Here is a 14377-nt window from a genome sequence, read left to right as displayed (position 1 = left end):
GGGTTCCCGTTTTTAAATTCCTGAGCAAGATATAATCTTATGCCCGGGAATGACGGCGAATGTATTCTTCCACGATTTTCAGGTCGTTGTGAAGAACTGTGAAACTTTCTTTTCGGTCCATAAGGTCCGAAAGCCATGCCGGAAGCGCCGGCGTCACACCACTTGCAGCTTTTACTGCATCAGGGAATTTAGCCGGATGTGCGGTGGCGAGTACAACCATTGGTGTCTTGCCGGACACTTTTTCGCGAGCGACTTTAACTGCAATCGCCGAATGTGGATCAAGCAAATAGCCATCCGCATCCAGAACCGACTTAATGGTTGCGGCTGTTTCATCAACGGTTGAGCGTCCCGCTGCAAATTCGCTGCGAATGGCAGACAGTGGCTTTTCGGAAATCGTAAAGCCACCCGATTGCTTCATGCTGTCCATCAGGCCACGGACAGCGCTCGCATCGCGATCATGCGCTTCAAACAACAAGCGCTCGAAGTTCGACGAAATCTGGATGTCCATTGAAGGCGAAGTCGTCTGTTCGACGCCACGCATTTCATAGGCACCGCTATCAAGCGTGCGTGCAAGAATGTCGTTGTCATTGGTTGCGATAATCAGCTGATCAATCGGCAGGCCCATTTTCTTCGCAACATAGCCCGCGAAAATATCGCCGAAATTGCCGGTTGGGACTGTGAACGAGACAGCGCGATCCGGTGCGCCGAGGCTCAATGCGGCCGAGAAATAATAAACAACCTGAGACATGATGCGTCCCCAGTTGATCGAGTTCACGCCAGAAAGCGAAATCGCATCGCGGAATTCGAGGTCATTGAACATGCCTTTGACCAGATTCTGACAATCATCGAAGTTGCCTTCGATAGAAAGGGCATGAACGTTTGAGAAGCCGGAGCTGGTCATCTGGCGCTGCTGCACCGGAGACACGCGACCATTTGGGAACAGGATGAAAATATCAGTGTTGTCGCGGCCGCCAAAGGCTTCAATCGCAGCGCCGCCTGTGTCGCCAGACGTGGCGCCAACAATCGTTGCACGTTCGCCGCGTTGCGCGAGAACATAATCCATCATGCGCGCAAGAAGCTGCATGGCGACGTCTTTGAAAGCAAGCGTCGGGCCATGGAAAAGCTCAAGCACATATTCGTTCGCGCCGGTCTGCACCAACGGGCAAACTGCATCATGGCGGAACGAGCCATAGGCTTCACGCACCATGCGTTCAAAATCTGCCTGCGGAATTTCGCCATTTACGAAAGGTGTCAGAACGGCCAGCGCGATATCCACATAGGATTTTCCACGAAGATCACGGATCTGATCAGCGGTGAATTGTGGGTATTCCTGCGGGAGATAGAGGCCGCCATCACGGGCAAGTCCGGCGAGCAGAGCATCGCTGAATCCCAGAACTGGGGCTTCGCCGCGTGTGCTTATATATTTCATCTCAAAGGCCTTCATTTCGGGTCAAGGCAGATTTTTAGCCGAGAATGCAATAAAGCTTCCCTAAAAAAGCCGCAAGAATTAATGCATGTTTTGCTTGATGGGGTTGCTCTTGGCTGCAAAAAACAGGAAAACACCCTCACGCTATGCATCGTATAGCGGTGTAGAACAGGTCGATCAGTGCAGGGAAGCCCGGTTTATGCATAAAGCATCACAGAATCGTTCATCATTGTTTCCAGTCGTTGCAACGGTTTTGCTCGCAGCACTTGCCGGCTGTACCACCAGTGGAACACAGAATGCGGCGGATAGCGCAGAGCCGCGCGTTAAGGCATCTGACCTTATGGCCTTTTGCCCAAGTGTTTCACTGCGTGAAGGCACAGCCTATTTCAGCACCTATGAAAAAGGCGGCGACAAAGATGCCGCCCGTGTGATTTACCAAGCCTCGCTGACGGACACGACGCGGGATTGCCAGCACAATGCTGGCACGATTACGCTTGACGTGGCTGCGGCTGGTAAGGTTGTGCCGGGTCCAAAATATAAGAGCGGCAACATTACAATGCCGATCCGTGTGGCCGTCGTTCAGAATGGCAATGTGATCTATTCCAAACTGCACAAGCAGACAGTCAGTGTCAGCAATGGCGGCGGTGCAACGCAGTTTGTGTTCAACGACAAGGGAATTTCGATTCCGACCGAAAGCGCACGCAGCGTGCAGATTTTCGTTGGTTTTGATGAAGGCCCATACAATACGAAGTAATGGGTCTTAGAATTTATCGAATTTAGAAAGCGGCTTTTGATTTTACCATTGGCCGCTTTTTGCTGTATTGGGTTTCCGATTTCAAATATGTTGCGCTAGTATATTATTTGTTCTTTTTACAGCCGTTTTGAAACAAGAAGCGGTCTGTTTACTTTTCCAATAATTTCGAATTAATGTCATCTATAGAGAAGTGTAATTTCATTTGGACTTTTTGTAGATTTTTATCGAGGCGATCTTTTATGGGGTTGAAACGCAGCGTATTTTTTTCGCCTGTACCCTATGTAATTTGCATCATGTTATTGCTTGGCGCCATTGCAGGTAAATGGGCCGGGGATCAGTTTCGCCTTTTCGATGAAGAAAAGGACATGGATGCGTATATGACTGTGCTCATGACGCAGGCTAACCGTATAGTGAACTCTGCGAAAGAGACGCTGAGCAAGGTCAATCAGTCTCCCTATGCTCTGTGCTCGTCAGACGATAAGCGCTATATGCGCGAGTTGCTTTTTGCCGCTTATCACATCAAGGACATTGGTCGTCTTGAGCATGACATGCTGCAATGTTCGACGCTTTTAAGCGATGTCGTGACAACAAAACCCAGAAGCAAAGAAGATGTTCTTCTTAAGGATGGCGTTTATGTTTATAAGGATCAGGAGCTTATAACCGCTGGGAGTCATGGCCCGATTTTTGGCCGCAACACCGGCAATCTCGTTTTAAGTGCGTTGGCTTTTGATGCAGTGCATGTTCCGCAATATGATTTCGCAATATTTATGACGAATAGCGATCGGACGCAGTACGCCAAGCTTTACAGTAACCCCGATGCGTTTCCTGAGAATATTAGCAATAGCTTTATCCCAACCAATAGTATGCGGTCGTTTGGCGTAACAAATGGCGTTTTGCAACAAAAAGCGTGCGACGATGAAACAGGCGTTTGCGTTGCGATTGCAACGTCTGAAAGCTGGTCTGACCATACAGATGAGTTATTACCGTTTGTATTCACAAGCCTTGGCTTACTTGTTGGCGGCGGCGTTGCCATTGGCTGGACGTTTTACCGTAACCGTGACCGCTCACTTGTCTCGTTGCTTAAAAAGGCGCTGAAGGCAAACGAGCTTGCGCTGGTCTATCAACCTGTTGTCAATCTTGGTGATGAGAAGATTATAGGCTTTGAAGCGCTTATTCGGTGGGAGATTACAAAAGGCGATTTTGTGCCGCCTGATCTGTTTGTTGCACGAGCAGAAGCGGCTGGTGTAGGCCATCTCATAACCGCTTATGTGTTGGATAATGTTATTGAAGAAATGGGAGATTTGCTCCGACAGCAGCGGGCTCTCTATATCAACGTGAATATAACCTCCGGTGATCTGCAAAGCCCGGATTTCATACAGTCGCTTGAAGCTCGCCTGTCAGACGCCGGAATTCAGCCGCAACAGATCGGTCTTGAATTGACCGAGCGAACCGCAGTGGATTTCGCGAAAGCCAGTAGCGGTATTAAGGCTCTGCGCGAAAAGGGGTACAAGGTCTATATCGATGATTTCGGTACGGGCTATTCAAGTCTTGCTTATCTGGGTGAGTTGCAAGTTGATGCCATCAAGATCGATAAGGCCTTCACACGGACACTTGGCGGTGAGGCTGAAACTGTTTCTATCGTTCCGCAAATTATCGCTATGGCGCATCAGTATGGGCTTGGAATTGTGGTCGAGGGTATTGAAACTGGAGAGCAAGTTCGCTGCTTGCGCGATATTTGCACCAATCTTTCAGGACAGGGGTGGTTTTTCGGCAAGCCAGTCAATGCCAGTTTAGCTCAATCACTGGCTGGATTTTCGATCAAAAAACGGAAGCGGACCAAGGTTGAATCCAGCTCAAAATAGGTGTTTGACGCTTTGATTTTAGCAATAGAAATTTAACTATAGAAGTAATCTTTGATGCGTTATTTAAAAAACCTTGTTTGTGTGAAGTGAATTGCAAGAAGTTTAATTTAGAAAAACTGTTCGTGGGAAGGCTGTGCCTTAAATTAGCCGGTTGAGCCTCTCATGTGGAATTGCAACGAAACAACAGGGGCAGAACGGCAGTCAGGTCCGTTCTGAGCTTAGGGCCATGAAGCCAAAATATGAACGCGTTCTTGAACCCACGGATACCTGGGCGATCTTCGATTTAGCGACCGATGAGCCTGCATCTATCGGTGACAGATTGATGATCGGCCTGAGCGAGAGCGAGTCAGAAGAGTTGCTGGCAACGCTTAATGCTGAGGCAAAAGGCAAAGGCAAGCGTAGCGCCGCGTGATAATTCTTTGCGCGTCGTTAAGAGCGCATCCCGAAAAGTGTGAAGCGGTTTTCGGACAAGATGCGCTTAAAAAATGGTTAGAGCGCCGATCTGATTTCATCAGATCGAAATGCGCTCTAAGGCGCGCAAAAGACATTGTCTGAGTTAGACTGGATCAGATTAAGCATCGGTCCAGATCGAAAGTGCTTCGATAACGCTTGGCAAATCTTTATGGCGGTGGATGACGGTTTCTGCACCCGCGTCCGTCAATTTGTCAGCATGGCCCGGATAAGTATGCGCACCGCCGGTAAAGCCGATAACGCGCATTCCGGCAGCGCGTGCGCCGTGAATACCGTGCGCAGAATCTTCGATAACAATGACATCTGCCGGATCCACACCGAAATGCTTTGCCGCGTGCAGGAAAACATCTGGCGCTGGCTTCGGTTTTTTGGTGCCGACTTCGCGCGCCGAAAAAATATTTGGTTCAAACAGATCGTAAAGACCAACGCGCTTGAGCATGAGATCAAGGCGAACGCTGGTTGAATTTGAGCAGATGCACTTTGGCAGGTTTAGCGCTTCAACGACTTCTACGATGTCTTCAATCGCCTGAACTTCATTTTTCAGACGTTCATCAAGCAGCTTTTCTGCCTTGTCGAGAAGCGATGCAGAAATAGGAATGCCAGCTTCGCGCTCTACGGTCAGGAGAATGTCCTGCCATGTGAGGCCCGCAAAACGCTCACCCACTTCGACGGCTTCAATCGGATATCCGGCTTCTGTCAGAAGTGCTGCATCGACTTCTGCCGCGATGACTTCAGAGTCCACCAAAACGCCGTCACAATCAAAAATAATCAGGGCTGGAGCTGCCATGTCAAAAGCCTTTACTTGGGAGATATTGGGCGAGGATCACCCGCAAAACATTGCGGATGAGCTACAACTTTATGACCCACAGGTCAAACTTTGCCGGGGCGGCTTCCGCAAAATATGGGAACGATGTTTGCGTGAAGCCGTTCCTTTTCTCCATGAAGGAGAACTCTATGCGTAAATCCGTTGTGCTGTTTGTTGCCGCTGTCGTCGTCGTTCTGTTGTTCATTATCGCGACGCCATATTATTACAGCGTGACACCGGAAAACCGCGGCACCGAACCCGTCAGCGGAACCTCACAGTAATCAAACCTCGCCGGAAACCTCACGCCTGCGCCGGTCCAGTTCTTCGCTATAGCGGCGCAGCGTGTGCGCTTCGCTCAACAGCCCAAGTACTTTACGCTCTTGAGCATTGTTGATGACAGCGAGCGCTTCTGCTTCTGCTCGATCAAAGCGCACGACAGCTTCTTTCGCGTTCATCTGCGGCAACAGGAACTCGTCCTGATAACGCAGCAGCTCGCGAATACTGCGGGCCTCTTCTGTTTTGTCGAAGCTCTCGGAGTAAGCGGCCGGTACTGGGATCATGCCGACATAATGGCCTTCGCTGTCCACCGCGATAACACGCTGGGTAGAGCCCAATGGGAAATCATGGCGGAAGGTCTCGATGTCAGTATCGATCAACACGGTTTTAACATCATGCCGCATCATGCGCGTGACAGTCAGATTGCGAACCCAGCCAATATCATGCGCTGAACGAATGGCTTCGCCACGCAGATGAAAACGCCATGTTGCAAACGAGTAGCCAAAGGTTTTGCGAACCATCATCGACGACGACACGACCGCCCCCAACACGAGCATTGCCAGCGGAAAATCGCCGGTAAGCTCAAGCGCGAGGAAAGTCATTGTCAGTGGACCGCCGATGATCGCCACTGCCATGGAACTCATCCCGATGACGGCATAGGCCTCCGGCTCAAGTGTTAGTGGGAGGACGTAGCCTGTCAGTGCTGCAAACAGCTTTCCTGTGAGAGCACCGAGAAACAGTGATGCAAAGAACAAACCACCGCGAAACCCGGAACCGATTGAAACAGCTGACGCAAGCGATTTGCTGAAAATTAGCAGCAAAAGCATGGGAATGGTCAAATGTGCATTCAGATCAAGATGCAGCGCACCGTGGCCGGACGCCAGAACCTGCGGAGAAACAAAGGCGATCATGCCGACAACTGCTCCGCCGATGGCGGGCGCAAGGACAGTTGGCACAACGCTTTTGCGTGCAACCCGCTCAACAGTAGTAACGCCACGCATGATCAGAATGGCGATGCCGGCAGCCAGAAAGCCAAGGACAAGCGCAGGCAGATAATCGCGTGCAGCAATGCCATCCAGCTGTCCGATATGGATCACCAGAGGCGCGCCACCGATGGCTTGTGTAACCAGCATTCCAACGATTGCAGCCACAACAACCGGTGCCAGCGTAGCGATCGAATAAACGCCGATAATCAGCTCAAACGCATAGAATGCGCCGGTCAGCGGCGCATTGAATGCACTCGCAATCGCTGCCGCTGCACCGCAGCCCACAAGCGTGCGCAAATCAGCCCGGCGCAGTTTTAACGCGCGCCCGATGCGGGATGCAAAGCCACTCGAAAGCTGCGTATAGGCGGCTTCCAGACCTACTGATGCACCAAATCCATTGGAAATAAGGTTTTGTCCGACAAGGATAAAACTGTCAGTCAACGACAGGTGGCCACCATGCAGCGCATTGGCTTCGATGGGATCGACGATGGGCTTTTTGCGCCAGCGTGCAAGCACCCATATCACGATGCCCATGAGAATGCCGCCAGCGACGGGTGCAATGTAAGCGGTGGTGCTTAGTTGCGATGCTGAACTCAATCGCTCGCCATCAGCGAGACCAAACAGTGCCTGATGCATCCATTGCGAAATGCCTGCAATCGCAGCCACGGCGAGCGCGGAGATTATGCCGATGATTGCGCCCGCGATGACCAGTCCGATTTCGCTACCACGCACAAGCGCACGCATGCGGAAGGGTACAAAAAGAACTCGCAAATACCGGTTATGACGCAGCTCGTTGATATTCATGGTCCGCACATCAAGAAAAGCAAATCAGTTTCGGCGCGATCATAGGCAAAAACGAATAACCAAGCCTTAGTGATCGCACCAAATTTCGTTCGTGAACTGCAATTTGTTGACGGCATTAATAAGGCTGGAAGAAAACTCTCAAAATTTGATGGTTGCCAAAAGTGCCAGAAACCCGGGCTTTTTGTGCCAAATTAAGAAAAGGTTTACGATTTCAATCACTTGGCGTTAACCGCATATTTACCCTGTTCAGTAACCATAAGGACAAGTTTTTAGCGTTCACAGGTAATCGAGTATCCCATGTCCCTAGTACGTCTTGCACATGAGTTGCCTATTGAGGCCCCACGTACCGCCTGGCTCGACTCTATCATCAAGGGTGATTGCGTTGCCGCTTTGGAGCGTCTTCCTGATCATTCGGTGGACGTCATTTTTGCTGATCCTCCATACAATCTCCAGCTCGGTGGCGATCTGCATCGCCCGGACCAGACCATGGTCAATGCTGTTGACGATCATTGGGACCAGTTCGACAGTTTTCAGGCCTATGATGCGTTTACCCGTGCATGGCTGATGGCTTGCCGCCGTGTGCTTAAGCCAAATGGCACGATCTGGGTCATCGGCTCGTATCACAATATTTTCCGTGTCGGCTCACAGCTTCAGGATATTGGCTTCTGGCTGCTCAATGACGTGATCTGGCGCAAGACCAACCCGATGCCAAACTTCCGTGGCCGTCGTTTCCAGAATGCGCATGAAACGTTGATCTGGGCTTCGCGCGACGAAAAGGGCAAAGGCTACACCTTCAATTATGACGCCATGAAAGCGGCGAACGACGATGTTCAGATGCGCTCTGACTGGTTGTTCCCGATCTGCACTGGCTCCGAACGCCTAAAAGACGAGAACGGCGATAAGGTGCATCCGACCCAGAAGCCGGAAGCTTTGCTCGCACGCATTCTGATGTCGTCGAGTAAGCCGGGCGATGTCATCCTTGACCCGTTCTTCGGCTCGGGCACGACGGGCGCTGTTGCAAAGCGTCTTGGCCGTCATTTCGTCGGTATTGAGCGTGAGCAGTCTTATATTGACGCTGCAACTGCACGCATCGCTTCGGTTGAGCCACTCGGCAAGGCTGAATTGACTGTCATGACCGGCAAGCGTGCTGAACCACGTGTCGCTTTCACCTCGATTATTGAATCAGGTCTCCTGCGTCCGGGTACGGTTCTGTCAGATGCACGTCGTCGCCATGCAGCGATTATCCGTGCAGACGGAACTCTGGCTGCCAACGGCGAAGCTGGTTCCATTCATCGCATTGGTGCGAAAGTACAAGGCTTTGATGCGTGTAACGGCTGGACTTTCTGGCACTATGAAGAAGCAGGCGTGTTGAAGCCTATCGATGATCTGCGCAAGGTCATCCGCGATGAAATGGCAGCAGCGGGCGGCTAACTTTTTTAGAGATTACTATCGGGCGACCTCCAACAAAGTCTGATGAAAAGACCCTCGAAACAACCTGTTTCGAGGGTCTTTTTCTTGGGGCTTATTCGTCTAGAAAGATAGGCCAAGGCGCTTCAAATCATCGGCCAGCTTTGCTGCGCCGGTGAAATGTACGGCCTGCCAGCCCGCAGCTTTCGCACCTTCAACATTTGCCGGGCTGTCATCTATGAACAGCGTCGCAGCCGGATCGAGATCAAAGCTTGCGACATGATGTTCGTAAATTTCGCGGTCTGGTTTCAACATGCGAATGTCGCCAGAAACTGTCACGCCACGGCTTTCGGTCAGGAACGGAAAGCGTGCCTGTGCTTCGCGCAGCGTATCGGATGCAAAATTTGTCAGCATCGTTACGTCATTGCCCTGCGCAATCAGGCCGCGCAAGATTACAACGCTGTCTTCATAAGCATGAGGAACCATCAGGTTCCAGTTCTGCCGGAATGTTTTGATGTGCTCACTGCGCTCAGGATGTTCATTGATCAGCAGTGCTTCGGCGTCCTTCCAGCTGCGTCCACGATCCTGCTCGATATTCCATGCACTGGTGCAGATGTTTTCGAGAAACCACTGACGTTTCTGTGCATCTGGGATTGCTTCCAAATAAGCGAGTTCTGGATCGTAATGCAGAAGCACTCTGCCAATATCGAAAACAACGTGCCTGACTGGAGTGGTCAAGGTTTCTTCCTTCCCTTTTTGAATGCTTCTGGAATAGCAGCCGTGATTGCTTTTTTCATGACGGTTGGAAGTGCTTCGCCTTCAAGCTCTGAAGGTCCAGACCACCAGCCATCAATGTCATTGCGTTTGGCCGTATTTTTGAGTGAATAGACAGACAGGCGTAATTCAAAATGCGTGAAGATATGCGTGATGCTGCCTGCGGACTGCCAGCTTGCAGGGAAGGGCGCGGCGTCAATCGTTGCGTCGCCGTCAATGCGTGCTGTCCATGCGCTGCCTGGAACTTCGGTCATGCCAGCTAGCAAGCCTTCGCCCTTGCGCTTTCGCAGCAGCACCGATCCATCCTCTGCAATTGCGATAAAGGCTGCCCCGGTTCGCACCGGCTTTGCCGCTTTCGGCGCTTTAACTGGAAAAGTTTCCGGATCGTGATGCGCGAGTGCTTCACAATCATCATTGACCGGACAAATGGCACAAGCAGGGCGGCGCGGCGTGCAGATGGTTGCGCCCAAGTCCATGACGGCCTGCGCAAAATCGCCGGGCCGGTCATGCGGTGTCAATTGGCCCATAAGAAGACGAATTTGAGCTTTCGCGGCAGGCAGGGGCGTATCGATGGCATAAAGGCGCGAGATAACGCGTTCGACATTGCCGTCCACAACTGCTGCTGGTTCTCCGAATGCAATGGCTGCAATTGCTGCCGATGTGTAATCGCCGATACCCGGCAATTCTTTTAATCCGACTGCGGTTGAGGGGAACTTGCCGTTATAATTTGCCGCGATCAAATCCGCACATTTCTTGAGATTGCGCGCGCGTGAATAATAGCCCAAGCCAGCCCAGGCACGAAGAATGTCGTCTTCACTTGCACCTGCCATAGATGCGACATTCGGCCAGAGTGTAACGAACTTGTTGAAATAGGATTTCACTGCTTCAACGGTTGTTTGTTGCAGCATAATCTCCGATAACCATACGCGATATGGATCAGCCTTGATGCCGCATGCTTGTTCTGGTGGTGTCACACGCCAAGGCAAAACGCGATGGTAGCGATCGTACCAATTGATAATTGCCTTGCTGCGGTCGAATTTAGCTGTTTTGAGCATGGATATTGTTTGATCGCTTTTCACGGGGGGCAGCTAGTAATTTCTATGTACCCTTAAATTTTGGGAGTTGATTTGAAATTCAAGTGCTTTTGATATGGCGCTTTATGATAGATAAGGCTGTTACAAGGCAAATAAATGTTGAAGAAAGATAATTCGTGAGCAACTCGGTTCCTGTCTACGTCATTAATCTGGCGCGTTCTGCGCAGCGATGGGATGATGTTAAGAAGAGTGCCGATCAGTTTGGGATTGAACTGCGACGCGTCGATGCCGTCGAAGGCAAGTTGTTAAAGCCGGACGAACTCCAAAACTTTGATGTAGCGGGTTTTCGTCGACGTCATGGCAAGATCGCACTGCCGGCGGAAATTGGTTGTTATTTTAGTCATATTAAAGTGTTGGAAACGATTATTGCAGCACCCGAAAATCATGCGGTTATTGTTGAGGATGATGTACGGTTTTCATCAGATTTTTTGCCGTTTGTTTTAAGTGTATCAAAAATGAGCGGTTGGGATGTGGTTAAACTCGTTAATCACCGAACGGCAGCATTTCGAAAGTTTGGTTTGGTGAATGGCCGACATTCAATTGGTCGCTGTTTGCATGGACCACTTGGTAGTTCGGCGGCTTATTTAGTGACCCGGGATGGAGCAAGGAAACTACTAGCTGCAATAAAGCCAATGTCGCTGCCCTATGATGTTGCGCTGGAGCGTGGCTGGGCAGGGGGCTATGAGATTTTCGTCACAGATCGGCCGTTGGTAGAGCTTCCCAATGTCGCCCTTTCAACGATAGCAGATAGTCGCGAGACATACGCTAAGGCACGTTTGCCAGCATATAAAAGGATAAGCACCCTATTCTTTAGAGCGACTGACTATATCAGGAGAATCGCTTACGCTTTGCAAATAGAGCGATTGGTAGGGGTAGAGAAATGAGCTTTTTAAAGAAATCGTTTCTGCTCCGGAGAAAGATAGACGGCTGGGCTTTGGCCGTTGGTTCCGCGGCGATGCCAATAAGGCTGGGGCTGGGGCCGATTGTGCTTTTTCTTTTCTCGTGTCTTGGGATTTACCTGGCGATTGGCCGACACAATACGACGCGGCTGTTCGCGAAAAAATTCTATATTTTCATTCTTCTTTATGCTGTTTGGTCTCTTGGGCTTATTCTTTATCGTGGAGAGCCATTCTCCGGTAATCGTCAGATTAGCTATACAATATTAATCGCCGTTTTTGCTTTTGCAGGCGCGGGTATGGTTCTTATCAAAGATCCGTTGCGTTATTATGTCCTTGGAGCACGAGCAGGCGTTATTCTGACCATACTGGCCGTTATTTATCTGCTATTGACCGAGGGTGGGCGTATTGGCGTTGGCGGCAATCAAGCCGTGTTTGCTTTTGTTGCGGGCGTTGCGGCAATCTCTGCGGTTATTCCCGTTTTCAAAGCACCGCGCTATTTGCCGAATGGGCCACATTGGCTGGTTCTTGGATTTGCGGCTGTGCTAACATCTGAAACACGCGCCGTGATTGTTGTTTTACCGATATTTGCGGCCATTGAAATCGTACTTTTCCTGCGAAAATATAATCTCAAGCAACAAAGCGCGGTATATATCGCGCTCATGGCGGCACTTGCTGCGCTGATTGTTGTTGGCCCGTTAGGCGAGGTAATTTCTAAACGTTTCGCAGGCATGGTTGAATATTACGACAGCGGCGATAGCTCAAAATGGGAAGATAAACTTTCTGCCGATATTCGTGAGGTGATGTGGAAAAGCGCAGTCGTGATTATCAAAGCGCATCCGATCACAGGCGTTGGATCCTATGGTAAAATGGATATGGTGCGACAGCAGGCGGGTGAACAGGCACCGATGCTTGAAGGCTTCCGACATGTGCACAATACAGTGCTCGATGAACTGCTGAATGACGGTATTGTCGGCCTGTTTTTTATGTTTGCAGCTTTTATCGCGATCTTCATTTATCTGTGGCGAACTGCTGATAGCTGGGGAATGCGGCGTGCGCTGATTTATTTCGCCTTTGTATCTGCCAGCTATGGCATGCTGCATAACCCACTACTGCATGAAGTTACAATCGCATCTACTATGTTCTTCATCGCTGCGTTAAATGCTGCTGCTTCAAGGCGTGTTATGGCTCTGCGTCGCGCTGGTCTTACCAACTATATGTGCAGGAAATAATATCTATGAAAGCAATCGTGACGGGTGCCGCTGGCTTCATCGGCTACCATACGGCAGCGCGGCTTCTGGATGAAGGCTGGCAGGTCGTTGGCGTTGATAACCTCAATGATTATTATCAGGTTGATCTCAAAGATACCCGCCTGTCTAAGTTGAATACGCGCGATGGTTTCCGCTTTGCACAGGCGGATATTTCGGATGCGGAAGCTTTCAACGCGGCGATTGGCGCTGATCGCGATGCTGATGTGATCGTGCATCTCGCGGCGCAAGCAGGTGTTCGCTATTCGATCGAGAACCCTGCCGCCTATGTGTCAGCCAATGTCATGGGGCAGGTGAGCGTTTTTGAATCGGCGTTGACACTCGAAAAGCGTCCGCCAGTTGTTTATGCCAGTTCATCGTCGGTCTATGGTGCGAACGAAAAAATCCCGTTTTCGGAAAGCGATGCGGTTGATCATCCGGTCTCGGTTTATGCGGCTACCAAGAGGTCCGGCGAGCTTCTGGCGGTTTCTTACAAGCACGTGCATGGTCTGCCCTCGACTGGCTTGCGCTTCTTTACAGTTTACGGACCAATTGGACGCCCCGATATGGCGCCGTGGCTGTTTACGTCAGCAATTCTCAAAGGCGAGCCGATCCGCGTTTTCAACAATGGTGAAATGCAGCGCGATTTCACATTTGTAGACGATATCGTAAGTGGCGTTTTGGGCGCAGTAAAACGGATTATCGAAAAACCAGAAGAGACAGCGCCAGTTTATAACCTCGGCAACAATCGCCCAGTTATGCTGAATGATTTTATTGCTGCGATTGAAAAAGCATGTGGCAAGCAAGCCATCCGCAAGCTAGAGCCTATGCCCGCTGCTGATGTTCCGCGCACCTATGCGGATATAACATTGGCCGCGCGTGACCTCGGTTTCAGCCCCAAAACCACGCTTGATGAAGGTATTCCTTTGTTTGTTGATTGGTTTCGCGGCTATAATGGGACGCGATGAACGAACGCAAACAAAAAAGAGGCTTTCGCCCGCTTGCTGATATGACATCTGGTCTGATGGACCCGATGTTGCAAAAACGTGCGGGGATCAGCCTTTCGCTACTGCAGTCGTGGGAAGATATCGTCGGCCCTGCAATAGGTAGCTCTTCGCGACCTTTGCGTATTTTATGGCCTCGTCGATTGAGTGATGATGATCCTTTCAGTCCTGCGACTTTGATCATTGCGTGCGAAGGTTTTGCAGCTTTGCAAATCCAGCATGAAACCGGCGAAATCATCAGTCGTGTTAACGGATTTCTGGGGTTTTCTGCGGTTGGGCGTATCAAGATAGAGCAGAAGCCGCCTGCGCTTGATTTCAGGCGCAAGCCTAAACGTTTTGCGCCTCTGGCACCGTCCGAAGAGCGGCGCATCGATAACGCGACAGATGGCATTGAGGATGATGCATTGCGTGCGGCTCTTGCCCGACTAGGCAAAAACATACTCGCTGAAAAGCGCGCTACAAAGAAGTAGCATAATTTGCCATAAATTTGATTTAAGGCTGTTGTTGAACTTCATTTGATCGCGCGAGGGCTGGTGATTGCCCGCGCGCCACCTTAAATTGTCTTTAAAAG

15 protein-coding genes are annotated in these 14377 nt (G+C 50.5%); 10 read left to right on the top strand and 5 right to left on the bottom strand.

Features of this window, described 5'->3' with window-relative positions; all coding sequences use genetic code 11:
- Window positions 1-37: 37 nt before the first annotated feature.
- The gene (thrC, locus tag J2782_RS06285) at window positions 38-1429 is read right to left on the bottom strand and encodes a threonine synthase (RefSeq protein WP_310010752.1); all 1392 of its coding nucleotides are present in this window, start codon (window positions 1427-1429) and stop codon (window positions 38-40) included.
- A gap of 196 nt (window positions 1430-1625) precedes the next feature.
- Here thrC and J2782_RS06280 point away from each other — a divergent pair, with 196 nt between their 5' ends.
- The 3 genes from J2782_RS06280 to J2782_RS06270 all read left to right on the top strand — a co-directional run bounded on the left by J2782_RS06280 (window position 1626) and on the right by J2782_RS06270 (window position 4454).
- Window positions 1626-2180: a hypothetical protein gene (locus tag J2782_RS06280; protein WP_310010751.1), complete on the top strand. Its 555-nt coding sequence runs from the start codon at window positions 1626-1628 to the stop codon at window positions 2178-2180.
- A 239-nt stretch (window positions 2181-2419) separates the two neighbouring features.
- A complete protein-coding gene (locus J2782_RS06275) occupies window positions 2420-4042 on the top strand; it encodes an EAL domain-containing protein (RefSeq protein WP_310010750.1) in 1623 nt (540 codons plus the stop codon).
- Between the two features lie 226 nt (window positions 4043-4268).
- Window positions 4269-4454 carry a hypothetical protein gene (locus J2782_RS06270; RefSeq protein ID WP_310010749.1) on the top strand — a complete coding sequence of 62 codons (186 nt, stop codon included), beginning with the start codon at window positions 4269-4271 and terminating at the stop codon, window positions 4452-4454.
- Window positions 4455-4613: 159 nt separating this feature from the next.
- Here the strand turns inward: J2782_RS06270 and J2782_RS06265 are convergent, their stop codons facing one another.
- On the bottom strand, window positions 4614-5300 hold the full coding sequence (locus tag J2782_RS06265) for an HAD family hydrolase (RefSeq protein ID WP_310010748.1): 687 nt from the start codon (window positions 5298-5300) through the stop codon (window positions 4614-4616).
- Here J2782_RS06265 and J2782_RS06260 point away from each other — a divergent pair.
- Window positions 5299-5475, top strand: a complete 177-nt coding sequence (locus J2782_RS06260; RefSeq protein ID WP_310010747.1) for a hypothetical protein — start codon at window positions 5299-5301, stop codon at window positions 5473-5475. The two genes, J2782_RS06265 and J2782_RS06260, sit on opposite strands and share 2 nt — an antisense overlap.
- Window positions 5468-5599 (top strand): hypothetical protein, encoded by a 132-nt coding sequence (locus J2782_RS06255; protein WP_310010745.1) that lies wholly within the window; start codon window positions 5468-5470, stop codon window positions 5597-5599. Before J2782_RS06260 ends, J2782_RS06255 begins: the two co-directional genes overlap by 8 nt.
- Here the strand turns inward: J2782_RS06255 and J2782_RS06250 are convergent, their stop codons facing one another.
- Entirely contained in the window at window positions 5600-7384 is a 1785-nt protein-coding gene (locus J2782_RS06250) for a chloride channel protein (protein ID WP_310010744.1), read from the bottom strand.
- A gap of 297 nt (window positions 7385-7681) precedes the next feature.
- On the opposite strand from J2782_RS06250, the gene J2782_RS06245 reads away from it, so the two are divergent.
- Window positions 7682-8815 (top strand): site-specific DNA-methyltransferase, encoded by a 1134-nt coding sequence (locus tag J2782_RS06245; protein ID WP_250042798.1) that lies wholly within the window; start codon window positions 7682-7684, stop codon window positions 8813-8815.
- A gap of 99 nt (window positions 8816-8914) precedes the next feature.
- Here the strand turns inward: J2782_RS06245 and J2782_RS06240 are convergent, their stop codons facing one another.
- Both J2782_RS06240 and mutY read right to left on the bottom strand, forming a co-directional pair.
- Window positions 8915-9529: an HAD family hydrolase gene (locus tag J2782_RS06240; RefSeq protein WP_310010742.1), complete on the bottom strand. Its 615-nt coding sequence runs from the start codon at window positions 9527-9529 to the stop codon at window positions 8915-8917.
- Entirely contained in the window at window positions 9526-10620 is a 1095-nt protein-coding gene (gene mutY / locus J2782_RS06235) for an A/G-specific adenine glycosylase (RefSeq protein WP_310010740.1), read from the bottom strand. Before mutY ends, J2782_RS06240 begins: the two co-directional genes overlap by 4 nt.
- Window positions 10621-10775: 155 nt before the next feature.
- Between mutY and J2782_RS06230 the strand changes: the two genes are divergently transcribed.
- From J2782_RS06230 to J2782_RS06215, 4 genes are read left to right on the top strand one after another with little or no spacing between them, the layout of a single operon-like run.
- Window positions 10776-11543 (top strand): glycosyltransferase family 25 protein, encoded by a 768-nt coding sequence (locus tag J2782_RS06230; RefSeq protein ID WP_310010739.1) that lies wholly within the window; start codon window positions 10776-10778, stop codon window positions 11541-11543.
- The gene (locus tag J2782_RS06225; RefSeq protein WP_310010738.1) at window positions 11540-12787 is read left to right on the top strand and encodes an O-antigen ligase family protein; all 1248 of its coding nucleotides are present in this window, start codon (window positions 11540-11542) and stop codon (window positions 12785-12787) included. The genes J2782_RS06230 and J2782_RS06225 overlap by 4 nt, the downstream gene beginning before the upstream one ends.
- A gap of 5 nt (window positions 12788-12792) precedes the next feature.
- Entirely contained in the window at window positions 12793-13770 is a 978-nt protein-coding gene (locus J2782_RS06220) for an NAD-dependent epimerase/dehydratase family protein (RefSeq protein WP_310010736.1), read from the top strand.
- Window positions 13767-14276 (top strand): DUF721 domain-containing protein, encoded by a 510-nt coding sequence (locus J2782_RS06215; RefSeq protein ID WP_310010735.1) that lies wholly within the window; start codon window positions 13767-13769, stop codon window positions 14274-14276. The genes J2782_RS06220 and J2782_RS06215 overlap by 4 nt, the downstream gene beginning before the upstream one ends.
- The last annotated feature ends 101 nt before the right edge of the window (window positions 14277-14377 follow it).

Source organism: Brucella pseudogrignonensis (genome assembly GCF_031454375.1).
GTDB lineage: Bacteria > Pseudomonadota > Alphaproteobacteria > Rhizobiales > Rhizobiaceae > Brucella > Brucella pseudogrignonensis_A.
This window is presented reverse-complemented; position numbering and strand designations above follow the sequence as displayed.